We start from the raw sequence: 17,200 nt of genomic DNA, 5'->3' as shown, positions 1-17,200 counted from the left end.
GCGTATCACCCTACTCTCGGGGGGGGGCCCCGCGGGGGGGGGGCCCCGGCGGGGGCGGGCCGGGGGTCAGGCGCTCGCGGCCGCGAAGGACTCGTGGGCGGCGTCGACGACGGCCTGCGCCGTGATGCCGAACTCCTCGTACAGGACCTTGTAGTCCGCGGAAGCGCCATAGTGCTCGAGGGAGACGATGCGGCCGGCGTCGCCGACCAGCTCGCGCCAGCCCTGGGCGATGCCCGCCTCGACCGAGACGCGGGCCTTGACGGCGGCGGGGAGCACGGACTCCCGGTAGGCCGCGTCCTGGCGGGCGAACCACTCGAAGGACGGCAGCGAGACGACGCGGGCCTGGACGCCCTCGGCGGCGAGGAGCTCACGCGCCTCGACGGCGAGCTGCACCTCGGAACCGGTGCCCATGAGGATCACGTCCGGGGTGCCCTCGGTGTCGATCAGCACGTAGCCGCCCTTGAGGGTGCCCTCGGCCCCGGCGAAACCGTCGGTGCCGCGCGGGAACGTGGGCACGTTCTGGCGGGTCAGGATGATGCCGGCCGGGTGCACCGGGTTCTCGATGATCCCGCGCCAGGCCCAGGCGGTCTCGTTGGCGTCCGCGGGGCGCACGACGTCGAGGCCGGGGATGGCGCGCAGCGCGGCCAGGTGCTCCACCGGCTGGTGGGTCGGGCCGTCCTCGCCGAGGCCGATCGAGTCGTGCGTCCAGACGAACGTCGACGGGATCTGCATGAGCGCGGCCAGGCGCACCGCGGGGCGCATGTAGTCCGAGAACTGCAGGAACGTGCCGCCGTAGGGGCGGGTCAGGCCGTGCAGCACGATGCCGTTCAGGATCGAGCCCATGGCGTGCTCGCGGATGCCGAAGTGCAGCGTGCGGCCGTACTCGTGACCCGGGAACTTCTTCGTCGCGTGCTCGGTCGGCACGAACGAGGGCTCGCCGTCCATGGTCGTGTTGTTCGAGCCCGCGAGGTCGGCCGAGCCGCCCCAGAGCTCGGGCAGGACGTCCTTGAGCGAGCTGAGGACCTTGCCGGACGCGGCGCGGGTCGCGTGGCCCTTCGGGTCGGCCTCGAACGACGGCAGGGCGTCGGCCCAGCCCTCGGGCAGCTCGCGGGCGACCAGGCGCTCCAGGAGCGCGGCGCCCCGCGGGTTGGCGGCTCGCCATCCCGCGAACTTGGTGTCCCACGCGGCGCGCTGCTCGGCCTGGCGGGCGGCGACGGAGCGGGTGTAGGCCAGCACCTCGTCGTCGATCACGAACGACGCCTCGGGGTCGAGACCGAGCTCGATCTTGAGACCCTTGATCTCGTTCGCGCCCATGGCGGAGCCGTGGATGCCGCCCGTGTTCTGCTTCGTGGGCGACGGCCAGCCGATGATCGTGCGCAGCGCGATGATGGAGGGCTTGCCGGTCTCGGCCTTGGCGGCGTCGAGCGCGGTGGCGAACGCGTCGACGTCCTCGGCGTAGCCGGTCCCGCCCTGCGTCCAGTCGACCCGCTGCGTGTGCCAGCCGTAGGCGGCGTAGCGGCCGAGGACGTCCTCGGTGAACGCGATGTCCGTGTCGTCCTCGATCGAGATCTTGTTGTCGTCCCAGATCACGATGAGGTTGCCGAGCTGCTGGTGGCCCGCGAGGGACGACGCCTCGGACGTCACGCCCTCCTGCAGGTCGCCGTCCGAGGCGATGACGTACACGTGGTGGTCGAACGGGCTCTCGCCGGGGGCGGCGTTCGGGTCGAGCAGGCCGCGCTCGCGACGGGACGCGAAGGCCATGCCGACGGAGGACGCGAGGCCCTGGCCGAGCGGTCCGGTCGTGATCTCGACGCCGCGGGTGTGGCCGTACTCCGGGTGGCCGGGGGTCTGGGAGCCCCAGGTGCGCAGCGCGGCGATGTCGTCCATCTCGAGGCCGTAGCCGGCCAGGAAGAGCTGGAGGTAGATCGTCAGCGAGGAGTGGCCGGCGGAGAGCACGAACCGGTCGCGGCCCACCCACGTGGGGTCGGCCGGGTCGTGGCGCATCGCCTTCTGGAAGATGGTGTAGGCGGCGGGTGCCAGCGAGATCGCCGTACCGGGGTGGCCGTTACCGACCTTCTCGACGGCGTCGGCGGCGAGTGCCTTGATCGACCTCACCGCCCGCTCGTCGAGCTCTGACCATGCCAGGGGAGACAGGGCGGGGTCGAACGCGTTCACGAATCCTCTTCTCTTCCGGGGAGTGGCCCGGGGACGTGCACCCGGCGGCAGCCGCCGCCGCGTTCCGAAGTGTCTCGGTGTTCCGAAAGGTGTCGACACGCAGGCGTAGCCGTTCATTCCCCGGTCGGCCGTGATCTGCGAGACACGTCGCGCGTGCGCTGGCCGGTGTGGAGCGGTTTACGGGTATTCCCCGCGGTCGCGCTCAACCCTATACGCGGACCACGGCGCGTCGCTGGTGCATCTCACACGTTGTACATGGCCTGGCCTGGACGGGCAGGGCGCGGCCCCGGCGTGCGGAGACGTACCATGGGCTCGCCCCTGGAACCCCCCGAACGGAAGCCCGACGCGCGTGAGCATCAGCCAGACGACGACCGGCCCGACCGCGCGCGCCCACGAGGCCCCGGGCGGCCCCGGGGAGAGCCTCGCCGTCGACGAGGCCGACGGCGCAACCCGCCGCGGCCGGTGGTTCCTGCGCCGGGCCGGCGCGTACGTGGCGCTGACGAAGCCGCGTGTCATCGAGCTGCTCCTGGTGACCACCGTGCCGACGATGATCCTGGCCGACCGCGGGCTGCCGTCCTTCGGCCTGATCCTCGCCACGCTCGTGGGCGGCGCCGCCGCGGCGGGCTCGGCCAACGCGTTCAACTGCTACCTCGACCGCGACATCGACGAGGTGATGAACCGCACCAAGCGCCGGCCGCTGGTCACCGGCGAGGTCACGCCGCGGGCCGCGCTGGTGTTCGCGACGATGCTCGGCGTCCTGTCGCTGGCCTGGTTCGCCCTCGTCGTGAACGTCGCGGCGGCCTGGCTGACCTTCGCGGCGATCGCGATCTACGTCGTCGGCTACACGATGATCCTCAAGCGCCGCACCCCGCAGAACATCGTGTGGGGTGGCATCGCAGGCTGCATGCCCGTGTTCATCGGCTGGGCGGCCGTGACGGGCGGCCTGAGCTGGTCGGCGCTCGCGCTGTTCGGCGTGATCTTCTTCTGGACCCCGCCGCACTACTGGCCGCTCTCGATCAAGTTCAAGCGCGACTACGCGAACGCGGGCGTGCCGATGCTGCCCGTCGTGTCCGACGACAAGCGCGTCGCCGCCGAGATGATCGGCTACACGATCGCGATGATCGCCTGCACCCTCGCCCTGACGCCGCTCGCCGGGATGACCTGGGTGTACACGGCGGGCGCGGCCGGCCTGGGCGCATGGTTCCTCTGGGCGACGATCGCGATGCACCGGCGCGCGAAGGACGCGTCGCGCAAGCTGAACGCGATGAAGGTCTTCCACGCGTCGATCACGTACCTCACGCTGCTCTTCGTGCTCGTCGCGGTGGACGTCTTCCTGCCGTTCTGACGCCTCCCGAACCCCGGCCCGCGCCGGCTGGAGGGCGCGTCCCGACGCGCGTTCCGCACAACGTACGGGGCGTCACGGTTGTCGGGTCCGTGACCGGGAGGGCGCCTGCGGCCCGCGTAGCATCTTGTGCGTGACCGTGACCGACCATGCCGCCCTGTCCGAGCGCCGGGCCACCCGCGAGAAGTCGCGCGTGGCTCCTGACTACGCCCGTTCGTGGCTCCTGCTCTCCGCCCTGCGCGACGACGACTTCGACCGGGCGCAGCTCTCCCGCGCCGACCAGATCGTCCTCGACTGCGAGGACGCCATCGACGACAGCCTCAAGGACGAGGCGCGCGACCGCGTCATCGCCTGGTTCAAGGGGGGCGGCAGCGCCTGGGTGCGCATCAACGACCGCCACTCGGCGGCGTGGGCCGACGACGTCGCGCTCCTGCGGGACATCGACGGCCTGGCCGGTGTGATGCTCGCCAAGACGGAGTCCGCGGACGACGTGATCGACACCGCCCAGCGCCTCGGTGGCGACATCCCCGTGGTCCCGCTGGTGGAGTCCGCGCTCGGTATCGAGGAGGCGGTGTCGATCGCGCGCGCCCGGGGCACGTTCCGCCTCGCGTTCGGGTCCGGCGACTACCGCCGTGACACCGGCGCCGCGAACGAGCCGATCGCGATGGCGTACCCGCGTTCGCGCCTCGTGGCGGCGAGCCGGGTGGGCGGCCTGCCGGGGCCCGTCGACGGCCCGACCGTCGGGACCGCGCACGCGCTGCTGCGCGAGCAGTCGGGCGACGCGGTCGCCCTGGGCATGACCGGAAAGCTGTGCCTCGACCTGGAGCAGCCGGCCGTCATCAACGAGTGCTACTCGCCGTCGCCGTCCGACGTCGCGTGGGCGGTGGACTTCCTCGCCGACTTCGAGGCGGCGGGGTCCGTGATCCGGGACGGCTCGGACAAGCCGCGCCTCGCCCGCGCCCAGGTCATCAAGGGCCGTGCGGAGCTCTTCGGTATCAACCCCTCGTGAACCTGCGGTTCCGCTGCGGCGTTGGCGCTCGAGGCATCAATCCCTCCTGAGGTTCGTCCGCCCGGCGTGCCGTGCCTCGGCGTGCCGCGCCACGGCGCGCCGGGGTCGGTGGGCATGATGGCGGCGTGCCAGCTGCCCTGACCGAGGTCGCCAACCCCGCCAGCGGGACCGGCACGCGCCTCGAGGCCGGTCTGCGGGACTACCTCGCGCACCTGCGCGTCGAGCGCGGGCTGTCCGCGAACACGGTCTCCGCCTACCGGCGCGACCTGTCCCGCTACGCCGCGTTCCTCGCGGCGCGGGGTCGTGCGTCGCTCGCCCAGGTGACCGAGCCGGACGTCGCGGAGTACGTCACGGCCGTGCGACAGGGGTCCGACGGCGGCGCCGTCCTCTCGCCGTCGTCCACCGCGCGCGCCCTGGCGGCCGTGCGGGGCTGGCACCGGTTCGCGCAGGCCGAGGGCCTCGCGGACGACGACCCCTCGGCGGACGTGCACGCGCCGACGCAGCTGCGCCGGCTGCCGCACGCCCTGGCGGTGGACGACGTCGTGCGACTGCTGGACGCGGCCGGCGCGGGCGACGGCCCGGTCCCGCTGCGGGACCGGGCGCTGCTGGAGCTGCTGTACGCGACGGGCGGGCGGATCAGCGAGATCGTCGGGCTCGACGTCGACACGGTGAGCTCCGGCCTGCGCACCGGCGCGGACGCGGGCGACGCGTCCGTGCTGCGCCTGCGCGGCAAGGGCGACAAGGAGCGGGCGGTGCCCGTCGGGTCGTACGCGCGGGCCGCCGTGGAGGCGTACCTCGTCCGGGGGCGGCCCACGCTGGCGGCGGCCGGGCGGGGGACGGCCGCGCTGTTCCTCAACAGCCGCGGCGCGCGGCTCTCCCGGCAGACGGCGTGGGCGGTGCTGCAGGCGGCGGCGCGCCGGGCGGGGCTGACGCAGCACGTCTCGCCGCACACCCTCCGCCACTCGTTCGCGACGCACCTGCTGGCCGGGGGAGCGGACGTGCGCGTGGTGCAGGAGCTGCTCGGTCACGCGTCGGTGACCACGACGCAGATCTACACCATGGTCACGCCGGACACGCTGCGCGAGGTCTACGCGGCCGCGCATCCGCGCGCCCGCTGATTCCACGCGAAATAGTGTGCCAAGCGCCGATCGACGGCGCGCCGGGCGCGGCCGCCTGGCGCCGACGGAGGCCTGGGGTACCGTGGCGGCGTGAGCCTGCCAGCCAGTGCGGAGGGAGCGAGCGAGATGACTGACGTCGTGGCCCCGGTCGCCGTCGTCGGCGCGCCGGAGGCACCGCAGGTCGTCACCGACGTGGTCGGGCGCCCGCTGCCCACCTTCGCGGTGCCGCCGCCCCTCGCGAGCCACGGCCCGGCCCGCATCATCGCGATGTGCAACCAGAAGGGCGGCGTCGGCAAGACGACGTCGACGATCAACCTGGGCGCGGCGCTGGCCGAGTACGGGCGCAGGGTCCTGCTCGTGGACTTCGACCCGCAGGGCGCCGCCTCGGTCGGCATCGGCGTGAACCCGCACGAGCTCGACCTGACGATCTACAACCTGATCATGGAGCGGGGCATCCGGATCGAGGACGTGCTCATCCCGTCGGGCATCGACAACCTGGACGTGCTCCCGGCCAACATCGACCTGTCGGCCGCCGAGGTTCAGCTCGTGGGGGAGGTGGCCCGCGAGTCGGTGCTCGCCCGCGCCCTGCGCCCCGTGCTCGACGACTACGACGTCGTGCTCATCGACTGCCAGCCGTCGCTCGGCCTGCTCACCGTCAACGCGCTGACCGCCGCGCACGGCGTGCTCATCCCGCTCGAGTGCGAGTTCTTCGCGCTGCGCGGCGTCGCACTCCTGGTCGAGACCATCGAGAAGGTGCGGGACCGGCTCAACCCGGCGCTCGAGATCGACGGTATCCTCCCCACCATGTACGACTCGCGGACCCTCCACTCCCGGGAGGTCGTGGCCCGGGTGCACGAGGCCTTCGGCGACACGCTCCTGCACTCCGTGATCGGGCGCACCGTGAAGTTCCCGGACGCGTCCGTGGCCGCGGAGCCCATCACTGCCTACGCGCCCGGCCACCCGGGCGCCGCCGCGTACCGGCAGCTCGCCCGGGAGCTCGTGGCCCGTGGCGACGCCGCCTGAGGTCCTGGAGGCCGACGCTCCACCCGCCTCGCGGAGCTTCGAGGTCCACCTCCAGAACTTCACCGGCCCGTTCGACCTCCTGCTGTCGCTGATCGCGAAGCACGAGATGGACGTCACCGAGGTGGCGCTCGCGGTGGTCACCGACGACTTCGTGGCGTACATCCGCGATGCCGAGCGTGTGGCGCGCGAGGCTGAGGCTCGCGGCGAGGCCGTCGCCTCCTGGGACCTGGGCCTGGCGAGCGAGTTCCTCGTCATCGCCGCGACGCTCCTCGACCTCAAGGCCGCCCGCCTCCTGCCCGGCGTGGTGGAGCAGGACGCCGACGACCTGGAGCTCCTCGAGGCGCGCGACCTGCTCTTCGCGCGCCTGCTGCAGTACCGGGCCTACAAGGACGTCTCGGGCGTCCTGGCGGAGCGCATGGCGAACGCCGGCCGGCGCGTCCCGCGCCTGGCGCCGCTCGAGCCGCACCTGGCGGCCCTCCTCCCGGAGCTGGTCTGGGACCTCGACGGCGCACGGCTCGCCGAGCTGGCGGCGCGCGCGCTCACGCCGAAGCTGCCGCCGATGGTGTCGCTCGCCCACCTGCACGGCTCCGCCGTGAGCGTCCGGGAGGAGGCCGCGCACATCGTGCGCCGGCTGCGCCGCGACCACGTCGCCACGTTCCGGTCCCTCACGCAGGGTGCGGAGCGGCTCGTCGTCGTGGCGCGCTTCCTCGCGCTGCTGGAGCTGTTCCGCGACGCGCTGGTCGGGTTCGAGCAGGTGACCGCGCTCGGCGAGCTCACCGTCCGCTGGACGGGCGAGCCGGATGGAGGCGGCAAGTACCTGGACGAGTCGGGCGGGCCGAGCGAGTTCGACGAGCCGATGGACGAACTCACGGCCCCACCCGCCGAGGCCGAACGTGCCGAGGTCGACGGTGCCCAAGCAGTACCCGCCGAACCAGTACCCGCCGAGGAAGGGGCCGCGTGAGCAACGACACGTCCTTCGTGATTTCCGGAGACACCCTGCCGGCGCCTGTGTCGCTCGGTTCTGCTTCGGCAGGTTCCACCCCGGCGGAGACACCAGAGCAGGACGCGCTCGTCCTCGTCGACGTGCACAGCCTGCCGGGCGGGGCGCCCGCAGCGCTCGAGGCGGTGCTCATGGTGGCCGACGCGCCGGTCCCGGCCGATCGCCTGGCCGCGGCCCTCGACCTGCCGCTGGACGAGGTGAAGGACCTGCTCCACGAGCTGGCGGCGGAATACCGCGGTGAGCTGGGCGGACGCTCGCGCGGCTTCGAGCTGCGCCAGAACGCCGACGGGTGGCGCGTGTACTCCTCGGTCGCCCACGCCGACGCGGTCGGCAGGTTCGTCCTGGACGGCCAGTCCGCCAAGCTGAGCCAGGCCGCCCTCGAGACGCTCGCCGTCATCGCGTACCGGCAGCCGGTGACGCGTGGACAGGTGTCGGCGGTGCGCGGCGTCAACGTCGACGGCGTGGTGCGCACGCTCCTGACCCGCGGGCTCATCGCCGAGATCGGGCAGGATCCCACCACCGGTGCCGTCCTGTTCGGAACCACGGGATACTTCTTGGAGCGGATGGGTTTCTCGTCGCTCGACGAGCTGCCGCCGCTGGCCCCCCACCTGCCCGATCTGGATGCACTCGACCAGTTCGCGGCGGACGACTGACACCCATGCCGGCCCCCGCCGACCACCACGACAGGCCCAGGACGAGACAGGACGAGACATGAACGACGATCGCCGCGGCGGGAGCCGCCGCGAAGGACAGCCCCAGCGATCCGGGCAGGGCCCGCGCAAGCCCGCGCCCGGCAGGCAGGGAACCGGAAAGCCGGGAGCCGGCAAGCAGGGCGCCGGCAAGCCGGGAGCCGGCAAGCAGGGCGCCGGCAAGCCGGGAGCCGGCAAGCAGGGCGCCGGCAAGCCGGCCGCCCGCAGGCCCGCCGCCGGCAAGGCAGCGCCGGCCCGGCAGGCTCCCCGCCGGCCGCAGCAGCCGAGCGAGCCGCCCCGCGACGTGCACGTCGCCGACGGCGTGCGCCTGCAGAAGGTGCTCGCCACCGCGGGCCTCGGCTCGCGCCGCGCCTGCGAGGACCTCATCGCGGGCGGGCACGTCGAGGTCGACGGCGTGATCGTCACGGAGCTGGGCGTGCGGGTCGACCCGGCCACGGCCGTGGTGCACGTGGACGGGCTGCGCGTCCAGCTCGACCAGGACAAGATCACGCTCGTGCTGAACAAGCCGCTGGGCGTCGTGTCGACGATGCACGACCCGCTCGGGCGGTCCACGGTCGCCGAGCTGGTACGTGACCGCCCTGAGCGGCTCTTCCACGTGGGCCGCCTCGACGCGGACAGCGAGGGTCTGCTGCTGCTCACGAACGACGGGGAGCTTGCGAACCGCCTGGCGCACCCGAAGTACGAGATCGCGAAGACCTACGTCGTGACCGTGGAGGGCGCGCTCTTCCCGCGCGAGCTCAAGCAGCTCCAGTACGGGGTGGAGCTCGAGGACGGGACGGCGCAGATGGACAAGGTCCGCGTGATCGACGAGGTCCCGGGCTTCACGATGCTCGAGGTGGTGCTGCACGAGGGCCGCAACCGGATCGTGCGCCGCATGTTCGAGGCGATCGACCACCCCGTCACCCGGCTGGTGCGCACGCGTATCGGCCCGATCGTGCTGGGGGACCTGCGCGTCGGGCGAACGCGCGTCCTCGGACGCGTCGAGCTGGGCACCCTCATGGGCGCGGTCGACCTGTGACGCATCCTGGAGGAGAGAGCGTGGTCGTCGTCGCGATCGACGGGCCGTCCGGCTCGGGCAAGTCGAGCGTGTCCAAGGCCGTGGCCCGGCGGCTCGGGCTGGCCTACCTGGACACGGGGGCCATGTACCGGGCGGCGACCGTCTGGTGCCTCGACCGGGGCGAGGACCTGACGGACCAGCACGCCGTCGCGCATGCGGTGCGGGTGATGCCGCTGGTCATGGGCCTGGATCCGGCCGCGCCGGGAGTCGAGCTCGACGGGCGCGACGTCGCCGCGGCGATCCGCACCACCGAGGTCACGGCCGCCGTCTCGGCCGTGGCGACCAACCTCGACGTGCGTTCCGAGCTGCGCCGCCGCCAGCGGCAGATCATCGAGGCCGAGCGCGAGGGCGGGTTCGCCGGCGGGCGCGGGATCGTGGCTGAGGGCCGCGACATCACGACCGTCGTCGCGCCCGACGCCGACGCGCGCGTCCTGCTCACCGCGAACGAGGAGGCGCGCCTGCGCCGTCGTTCCCTGGAGGTGCACGGCGCGGCCGACGCCACCGCCGTCGAGGCGACGAAGGACCAGGTGCTGCGCCGCGACCGGGACGACGCGACGGTCTCACAGTTCCATGTCGCGGCCGACGGGGTCGTGACTGTGGATTCCTCCGAGCTGGACTTCGACCAGACGGTCGCCGCGGTGCTAGACGTGGTCGCGCAGGTCACGGGCCGCGAGGCGGCTCGTGCCCCGCGAGCCTGAGAGAATAGCGGACATGACCCACGAAGCCCCCGACATCCTCGAGACCGAGGACGACCTCGCCCGCGAGCGTGCCCTGCGCGCCGGCCTGGAGGAGTTCGAGCTCGACGAGCAGGACCGCTCGCTCCTCGAGGGCGAGTGGGACGAGACCGGTGACGAGGGCGGGCAGGCCCCCAACCCCGTCCTGGCGATCGTCGGGCGACCGAACGTCGGCAAGTCCACGCTCGTCAACCGCATCCTCGGCCGTCGCGAGGCGGTCGTGGAGGACAAGCCGGGTGTGACGCGCGACCGCGTCTCGTACCCGGCGGAGTGGGCGGGCCGCAACTTCACGCTCGTGGACACGGGCGGCTGGGAGGTCGACGTCGCGGGCATGGAGTTCAAGGTCGCCGAACAGGCGGAGGTCGCCGTCTCGCTGGCCGACGCCGTGATCTTCGTCGTGGACGCCGCCGTCGGGCCCACCGCGACCGACGAGCGTGTCGTGCGACTGCTGCGCGCCTCGAAGAAGCCCGTCGTGCTGTGCGCCAACAAGGTGGACGGGCCGTCGGGCGAGGCGGACGCGACGGCGCTGTGGAGCCTTGGGCTGGGGGAGCCGCACCCGGTCTCCGCCCTGCACGGCCGTGGCACGGGCGACCTGCTCGACGCTGCGATGAAGGCGCTGCCCATCGATTCGGAGCACGGGACGCTCCGTCCGGCAGGGCCGCGTCGCGTGGCGCTCGTGGGCCGCCCGAACGTCGGCAAGTCGTCGCTGCTCAACAAGATCGCGGGCGCCGAGCGCGTCGTCGTCGACTCCGTCGCCGGCACCACGCGCGACCCGGTCGACGAGCTGGTCGAGCTCCGCGGCATCCCGTACTGGTTCGTGGACACGGCCGGCATCCGCCGCCGCGTGCACCAGACCAAGGGGGCCGACTTCTACGCGTCCCTGCGCACGCAGGCCGCGATCGAGAAGGCGGAGGTCGGCGTGGTCCTCGTGGACGCGTCCGTGCCGCTCAGCGAGCAGGACACGCGCGTGATCTCGCAGGTCGTGGACGCCGGCCGGGCCCTCGTCATCGCCTACAACAAGTGGGACATGATGGACGAGGACCGCCGCCCCTACCTGGAGCGCGAGATCGAGAAGGACCTGGTCCAGGTCACGTGGGCGCCGCGTGTCAACGTGTCGGCCAAGACGGGCTGGCACACCGACCGTCTCGTGCCCGCCATCGAGAAGTCGCTCGAGTCGTGGGACACGCGCATCCCGACCGGCAAGCTCAACGCCTTCCTCGGCGAGCTGGTCTCGGCGCACCCGCACCCGCTGCGGGGCGGCAAGCAGTCGCGCATCCTGTTCGCGACGCAGGCGTCGACGCGCCCGCCGCGGTTCGTCATCTTCGCGACGGGCTTCATCGAGGCCGGTTACCGCCGCTTCATCGAGCGCCGCCTGCGCGAGACGTTCGGGTTCGAGGGCACGCCCATCGAGATCAGCGTGCGGGTGCGGGAGAAGCGCAAGCGCTGACGCGGCCGCCCGCTGGTCGTGGCGCAGCACGGGGTCACCTATCCGTACGGAGGGTGACCCCGTTCGTCGTCGACGGAGCGCACCGTACGCACGGCAGCGAGCGTCGTCGCCGTCGTATCGTCACGGAAAACGGTTGATCCGCAGCCTAAACGTTTCGGGAAACCGGTTCCCCTTCCATCGTTGTAGGTCTGCTTCTACGGTCGAGCGACCTACTCACCCATGAGGGGGATCAATGAGGATCACCAAGGTCATCAAGGAAGTGCGGTCACTGCGTGCGGCCGTGGTCGCCGCCGTGGCGCTCGCGGTCGCCGCCGCAGGGCTCGGTGGGCTCGCCGCAGCGCCGGCGAGCGCCGCGACCGTCGACACGGGCGCGTGGTACGTGCTCGTCAACCGCCAGAGCGGCAAGGCGATGGAGGTCGCCAACTGGTCCACCGCCGACGGCGCGATCGTCCAGCAGTGGACCCGCAACGACGGCGCCTGGCAGCAGTGGCGGTTCGTCGACTCCGGCGGCGGCTACTACCGGCTGCAGAACCGGCACTCCGGCAAGGTGCTGGACCTGTGGGAGTGGAGCACCGCCGACGGCGCCGGGTTCCGCCAGTACACGGACAACAACGGGTGGAACCAGCAGTTCCGGCTGGTCGACGCCGAGGGCGGGCGCGTGCGGCTCCTCAACCGGCACAGCAACAAGGCCGTCACGGTCACCGACCGCTCCACCGCGGACGGCGCCACCGTCACCCAGCTCACCGACGGCAACCAGTACAACCAGCAGTGGGAGCTCGTGAAGCTGGGTTCCGCGCCGGCGGCCGGCGTCGTCGGCTGGGCGTCGCAGAACGGCGGGGTCACCGGGGGCGGCAGCGCGTCGGCCGTGACGGTGACCTCCGCGTCCGCGCTGACCAGCGCGGTGTCGAGCGACACCGCAAAGGTGGTACGGGTGCAGGGGAACATCTCGTGCAGCGGGCTGATCCGGGTGGGCTCGAACACGACGATCGAGGGTGCGTCCGGGTCGCAGCTCACCGGTTGCGGCCTGCACCTGTACCAGGAGCGGAACATCATCGTCCGCAACCTCAGGTTCGACGACTGGAACGACGACGCGATCAGCGTCGAGACGTCGACGAACGTGTGGATCGACCACAACTCGTTCGGCATCGGCTACGACGGCTCGGTCGACACGAAGCGGGGCTCCGACTACGTGACGATCTCGTGGAACCTCTTCCGGGGGCACGACAAGAACTCGCTGGTGGGCCACTCGGACGACAACGGGTCGCAAGACCGCGGGCACCTGCGGGTGTCGTACCACCACAACTGGTTCGACGGCACCACGCAGCGCAACCCGCGGGTGCGGTTCGGCAACCCGGTCCACGTGTTCAACAACCTGTACACGAACGTCAGCGGCTACGGCGTGGCGTCCACGATGGAGGGCGGTGTGCTGGTCGAGGGCAACTACTTCGAGAACACGCCCGACCCGTTCCACCGTGGCGAGGGCAGCTCCCCGGCGGGCACCCTCGTGGCGCGCAACAACCACTTCGTGAGCTCGGGCAGCGGCGACCAGGGTGGCTCGGTCGGCTCGATCCCGTACTCCTACACGCTCGACACGGCCTCGTCGGTCAGGTCGATCGTCACCGCGGGGGCCGGCGCGCGCTGACGCCTGCCCCGGTTCGACCGACGGCCCGCGCCGGCTCACCCCGGCGCGGGCCGTCGCTGCGTCGTCGTGCCGGCCCGGATGCCAGGCAGGTACTACCCGTGCCTGCCTCGCGCGGGAGAGCCGACGTAGCGTCGGGGCATGACCACCGAACTGACCCTCAACAACGGCGTGACGATGCCCGCGCTCGGCTTCGGCGTCTTCCAGACCACGCCCGACGTGACTGCGGAAGCGGTCGAGTCGGCCCTGCGCACCGGGTACCGGCACATCGACACCGCGGCCGCCTACCTCAACGAGCGCCAGGTGGGGGAGGCGCTGAGCCGGTCGGGCGTCGACCGGTCCGACGTCTTCCTGGAGACGAAGGTCTGGATCAGCGACTACGGCTACGACGGAGCGCTCCACGCGTTCGAGAAGGCCACCCGCAAGCTCGGCACCGACTTCCTCGATCTGTTCATCCTGCACCAGCCGCTCCCGTCGGAGTTCGACCTGACGGTGGCCGCGTACCACGCGCTCGAGACGTTGCTCGCCGACGGCAAGGTCCGCGCGATCGGCGTCAGCAACTTCATGCCGGAGCACCTCGAGGAGCTGGTCGAGCGCACCACCGTGGTGCCGGCGGTCAACCAGGTCGAGCTGCACCCGTACTTCACGCAGCCCGAGGTCCGCGCGGCCGACGCCGCACACGGCATCCTCACTCAGGCGTGGTCCCCGATCGGCGGCATCACGTTCTACCGGGGGAGCGGGAGCGGGACGCTCGCGGACCCGGTGATCGCCGGGATCGGGAAGGAGCACGACAGGACGCCCGCCCAGGTCATGCTCCGCTGGCACCTGCAGCACGGCCGGTCCGCCATCCCCAAGTCCGTGCGCCCGGAGCGGATCGCGGAGAACTTCGACGTCTTCGACTTCGCGCTGACCGACGAGCAGGTCGCGGCGATCGACGTGCTCGACACAGGGGTGCGCGGCGGCCCCGACCCGGCGGCGATCACGCGGGAGACGTTCGGGCGGGAGATCCCGGAGTACTGACGGGCAGCGCTGGGCCGCGGCCGGTCAGGCGTGGATCGCCACCGCGATGCCGTCCAGCTGTTCGGGCTCGGGCGGGAAGCTGACGGACACGCCGTCGGCGTAACGTTGCGCGGACCACGACCCGACGGCGGCGTCCAGCACGTCGTCAGGCCCGACGAGGAGCCCGGCGCGGCCGACGTCCGCCGGGACCACGATTCCCGCTCCGGCCAGGAGCGCCCGCCGCTCCTCCTGGCCGGCCCACGTCTTCTTCCGGGTGGTCAGCGGCCGCCCGGCGAGGGTCGCGAACGACACCTCGGGGTGGAACTCGACGATGGTCCTGGTGGAGCGGTGCACGACGTCGTCGACCTCGAGGATCTTGGGGCCGAGCGCCCAGGACTGCCGGCTGACGCCCTTGCCGGAGCTGTGCTGGCTCAGCTCGATGGCCTCCGCGTACGACTCCGCCTGCAGCACCGAGCGCGGCGGCGTCGTGAACACGGAGGCACGCAGCGGCCCGACGGCGGAGCCGGCGAGGACGTCGGCCAGACGCCGCCCGGCGTCCGGCAGACCGATCGGGATGTCGATCGCGACGACATCGAGCACGCCGTCCGCGTCGGCGAGCGCCATGAGCTCCTCGATCGAGTGGTCCGCGTACACGCGCTGGTCGCTGGTGACGCCCACCCAGCGCGGCCCTGCGGCGTCGACGCCCATGACCCTGACCATGGCACCCTCCACGACCGATGCTACGGGCCTGCGACGTCGCGGGGGCTGTCGGGCGATGGCACTGACGCTGGCGCCGGCTGCGCGCTCTCCCTCTCGGCGGCTGCGGTGCCGCGTCGCTCGATGAAACTGGGTGTCGCCGTCGCGGCGGTCCAGGTCGGCGAGCCCGAGTCCAGCACATCGTCCGACGTGCGGTAGTATTTCGGTCGGCCCTTCGGGGCACAGATCGGTAGCCTGAGCATGCTCGGGAAGCCGACGGGCTGTGGCGCAGCTTGGTAGCGCACTTGACTGGGGGTCAAGGGGTCGCAGGTTCAAATCCTGTCAGCCCGACCATTTCAGGCCTGGAAACTCAACGGTTTCCAGGCCTGAAGGGTTTCTGAGACTTGAACCGGTCATCACATACTCATCAGATTGGCCGCCGTGGCGGTCCGATCTGGGCATCTGGGACGGCGGGCGCGCAGAGCGCTCGGGTCGTCTCGGGTTCGTGCGGAGCGTGCTTCGCACCTGTGTCTCATGGAGACGCACACCACATCCCCCGCGGGTGGGCTGGACCCGCTGCTCTCGCTGGACGAGCTGGCCGCCTATCTCGGCGTCCCGGTCCGGACGATCTACGACTGGCGCACCGACGGCAAGGGTCCGTGCGGGGTGCGGGTCGGCAAGCACGTGAAGTTCTTCGTCTCGGACGTGCGCGAGTGGCTGGCGCAGCAACGCGAGTCCTCTCCCGGCCGTCCGGCCGAGGGGCGGTGAGCAGTCGTGGCTAAGCCTCGTACCCCCATCGGCACGTGGGGCGACATCAACGTCGACCGCGTCGGGTCCGGCTCCTACCGGGCCCGGTCCTGGTTCCGGGACCTGGACGGCAGGTCACGCCTCGTGCAGGCCAGCGCGGACACCGGCCCGCGGGCCGAGGTCGCGCTCAAGGCGAAGCTGGCCCGGCGGATCAGACGATCCTCCGGGTCCGTGGAGCTGAGCGCGGACAGCCCGTTCACGCGGCTGGTCGAGGTGTGGCTCGAGGACCTCGAGCTGGACGACCTGGCCCAGGCCACGCGCGACCTGTACGAGCGGGACATGCGCACCCTGGTGCTGCCGGCGTTCCGGGAGATGACGCTGCGGGAGATCACGATCATGAAGGTCGACCGGTTCCTCAAGCAGCAGCAGAAGTTCTCCTACGCCCGTGCGAAGCACGCCAAGGTGGTGCTGAACCTCGCGCTGGGGCTGGCGCTGAGGTACGAGGCGATCGACCGGAACCCGGTCACCGGGACCAAGCGGCTCAAGCGACCGCCGTCGGAGGCCAAGGCGCTCACGCTCGCCCAGGTGCAGGCGATCCGCGCCGCGGTCAAGGGGTGGCGGCGAGGCGAGGAGAAGCTGCCAGGCCCCAAGCCCGACGGGCAGCTCGAGGCGATCATCGAAGTGATGATCGGCTCCTCGCTGCGCATCGGCGAGGTCCTTGCGCTGCGCAAGTGCGACGTCGACGTCACCTCCACACCGGCCACTGTCCGCGTCACCGGGACGATCGTGTCCCCGAAGGGCAAGCCGACCTACCGGCAGCCCAAGCCGAAGACCAAGACGTCGGTGCGGCGCATCGCCGTCCCGTCCTACACCGCCGAGGCGCTACGAGCCCGTCTGGTGGAGCTTGCCGGCGAGCCACCCGAGACGCTGATCTTCCACTCGCGCAACGGAACCCCACTCACCACCAACAACGTGCGTCGCAGGCTGCGGGACATCCTCAAGGAGGTCGGGATCACCGGCGTCACACCTCACGCGTTCCGGCGTACCGCTGCCACGACGGTCGAGAGGTCCGGCGGAGCGGATATGGCGGCCGAACTGCTCGGGCACTCGTCCACGGAGATCACCAAGAAGCACTACATCGAGCCGGACGAGAACGTGAACGTCCTCACCGCGCGGATCCTCGAGTCCCTGGCCCCTGGGCCAATGCCCGAGCAGGCGGCGGCCGATGGCGGGGCGAACGCCGACGAACCGGGCGCCGCCACGTAGCCCGGCCGCGCCAGACGTCACCGCCGTTCGGGCATGAAGAACTTGGCCGACTTGGAACGCCCAGACGACTTGATGAGGAGACCCTGCGTATGAGTCTGACCGCTGCCCCGGCATCGCCCGTCGCGGTTCGCCGCCCGGCTCGTCTGGATCCGGACACGCTGCCGTCGCTGGTGACGGCCGTGCTGCTGACCTCGACGCTCGGGGCTGTCTCGTTCGTGTTGTCGTACTCGGGCCTGGT

The 17,200-nt window shown here is 71.9% G+C and carries 15 protein-coding genes and 1 tRNA gene; 14 read left to right on the top strand and 2 right to left on the bottom strand.

Annotated features, from left to right (window positions below; genetic code table 11):
* Positions 1-66 precede the first annotated feature (66 nt).
* Positions 67-2,175 carry a transketolase gene (gene tkt, locus L1785_RS09295; protein WP_236088973.1) on the bottom strand — a complete coding sequence of 703 codons (2,109 nt, stop codon included), beginning with the start codon at positions 2,173-2,175 and terminating at the stop codon, positions 67-69.
* 355 nt (positions 2,176-2,530) lie between these two features.
* Here tkt and L1785_RS09290 point away from each other — a divergent pair, with 355 nt between their 5' ends.
* The 11 genes from L1785_RS09290 to L1785_RS09240 all read left to right on the top strand — a co-directional run bounded on the left by L1785_RS09290 (position 2,531) and on the right by L1785_RS09240 (position 14,274).
* The gene (locus L1785_RS09290) at positions 2,531-3,520 is read left to right on the top strand and encodes a heme o synthase (RefSeq protein ID WP_308113300.1); all 990 of its coding nucleotides are present in this window, start codon (positions 2,531-2,533) and stop codon (positions 3,518-3,520) included.
* 136 nt (positions 3,521-3,656) lie between these two features.
* Positions 3,657-4,526, top strand: a complete 870-nt coding sequence (locus L1785_RS09285; RefSeq protein ID WP_372461849.1) for an HpcH/HpaI aldolase/citrate lyase family protein — start codon at positions 3,657-3,659, stop codon at positions 4,524-4,526.
* Positions 4,527-4,651: 125 nt separating this feature from the next.
* Entirely contained in the window at positions 4,652-5,644 is a 993-nt protein-coding gene (gene xerD / locus L1785_RS09280; RefSeq protein ID WP_372461848.1) for a site-specific tyrosine recombinase XerD, read from the top strand.
* Between the two features lie 126 nt (positions 5,645-5,770).
* The gene (locus L1785_RS09275) at positions 5,771-6,667 is read left to right on the top strand and encodes a ParA family protein (protein ID WP_236088972.1); all 897 of its coding nucleotides are present in this window, start codon (positions 5,771-5,773) and stop codon (positions 6,665-6,667) included.
* Positions 6,651-7,628 carry a segregation and condensation protein A gene (locus L1785_RS09270; RefSeq protein ID WP_236088971.1) on the top strand — a complete coding sequence of 326 codons (978 nt, stop codon included), beginning with the start codon at positions 6,651-6,653 and terminating at the stop codon, positions 7,626-7,628. Before L1785_RS09275 ends, L1785_RS09270 begins: the two co-directional genes overlap by 17 nt.
* A gap of 122 nt (positions 7,629-7,750) precedes the next feature.
* Positions 7,751-8,320, top strand: a complete 570-nt coding sequence (gene scpB / locus L1785_RS09265; protein WP_236088974.1) for an SMC-Scp complex subunit ScpB — start codon at positions 7,751-7,753, stop codon at positions 8,318-8,320.
* Positions 8,321-8,378: 58 nt separating this feature from the next.
* Complete coding sequence (locus tag L1785_RS09260; RefSeq protein WP_236088970.1) at positions 8,379-9,395, top strand: pseudouridine synthase; 1,017 nt, start codon at positions 8,379-8,381, stop codon at positions 9,393-9,395.
* A 20-nt stretch (positions 9,396-9,415) separates the two neighbouring features.
* Positions 9,416-10,132 (top strand): (d)CMP kinase, encoded by a 717-nt coding sequence (cmk, locus tag L1785_RS09255; RefSeq protein WP_236088969.1) that lies wholly within the window; start codon positions 9,416-9,418, stop codon positions 10,130-10,132.
* Positions 10,133-10,145: 13 nt separating this feature from the next.
* Entirely contained in the window at positions 10,146-11,615 is a 1,470-nt protein-coding gene (gene der, locus L1785_RS09250; RefSeq protein WP_236088968.1) for a ribosome biogenesis GTPase Der, read from the top strand.
* Positions 11,616-11,847: 232 nt separating this feature from the next.
* Positions 11,848-13,257, top strand: coding sequence for a pectate lyase family protein (locus L1785_RS09245; protein ID WP_236088967.1), 1,410 nt, complete (start codon positions 11,848-11,850; stop codon positions 13,255-13,257).
* Between the two features lie 138 nt (positions 13,258-13,395).
* Positions 13,396-14,274, top strand: coding sequence for an aldo/keto reductase (locus tag L1785_RS09240; RefSeq protein WP_236088966.1), 879 nt, complete (start codon positions 13,396-13,398; stop codon positions 14,272-14,274).
* 24 nt (positions 14,275-14,298) lie between these two features.
* Here the strand turns inward: L1785_RS09240 and L1785_RS09235 are convergent, their stop codons facing one another.
* Positions 14,299-14,973 (bottom strand): DUF429 domain-containing protein, encoded by a 675-nt coding sequence (locus tag L1785_RS09235; protein ID WP_236088965.1) that lies wholly within the window; start codon positions 14,971-14,973, stop codon positions 14,299-14,301.
* A gap of 253 nt (positions 14,974-15,226) precedes the next feature.
* Between L1785_RS09235 and L1785_RS09230 the strand changes: the two genes are divergently transcribed.
* From L1785_RS09230 to L1785_RS09220, 3 genes are all read left to right on the top strand, one after another.
* A tRNA-Pro gene (locus tag L1785_RS09230) sits at positions 15,227-15,303 on the top strand.
* A 180-nt stretch (positions 15,304-15,483) separates the two neighbouring features.
* On the top strand, positions 15,484-15,717 hold the full coding sequence (locus L1785_RS09225) for a helix-turn-helix transcriptional regulator (protein ID WP_236088964.1): 234 nt from the start codon (positions 15,484-15,486) through the stop codon (positions 15,715-15,717).
* 6 nt (positions 15,718-15,723) lie between these two features.
* On the top strand, positions 15,724-16,962 hold the full coding sequence (locus tag L1785_RS09220; RefSeq protein WP_236088963.1) for a site-specific integrase: 1,239 nt from the start codon (positions 15,724-15,726) through the stop codon (positions 16,960-16,962).
* Positions 16,963-17,200 lie beyond the last annotated feature (238 nt).

The organism is Antribacter soli, from assembly GCF_021568775.1.
Classification (GTDB): domain Bacteria; phylum Actinomycetota; class Actinomycetes; order Actinomycetales; family Cellulomonadaceae; genus Antribacter; species Antribacter soli.
Note: the sequence above shows the minus strand (reverse complement) of the source record. Positions and strands in the feature narration are given on the sequence as shown.

What these genes read in the sequence shown, in the direction of transcription:
- L1785_RS09225 (WP_236088964.1), top strand. Translation starts at nt 15,484, where the DNA reads ATGGAGACGCACACCACATCCCCCGCGGGTGGGCTGGACCCGCTGCTC.
- L1785_RS09235 (WP_236088965.1), bottom strand. Translation starts at nt 14,973, where the DNA reads ATGGTCAGGGTCATGGGCGTCGACGCCGCAGGGCCGCGCTGGGTGGGC.
- L1785_RS09240 (WP_236088966.1), top strand. Translation starts at nt 13,396, where the DNA reads ATGACCACCGAACTGACCCTCAACAACGGCGTGACGATGCCCGCGCTC.
- L1785_RS09260 (WP_236088970.1), top strand. Translation starts at nt 8,379, where the DNA reads ATGAACGACGATCGCCGCGGCGGGAGCCGCCGCGAAGGACAGCCCCAG.
- L1785_RS09245 (WP_236088967.1), top strand. Translation starts at nt 11,848, where the DNA reads ATGAGGATCACCAAGGTCATCAAGGAAGTGCGGTCACTGCGTGCGGCC.
- der (WP_236088968.1), top strand. Translation starts at nt 10,146, where the DNA reads ATGACCCACGAAGCCCCCGACATCCTCGAGACCGAGGACGACCTCGCC.
- L1785_RS09275 (WP_236088972.1), top strand. Translation starts at nt 5,771, where the DNA reads ATGACTGACGTCGTGGCCCCGGTCGCCGTCGTCGGCGCGCCGGAGGCA.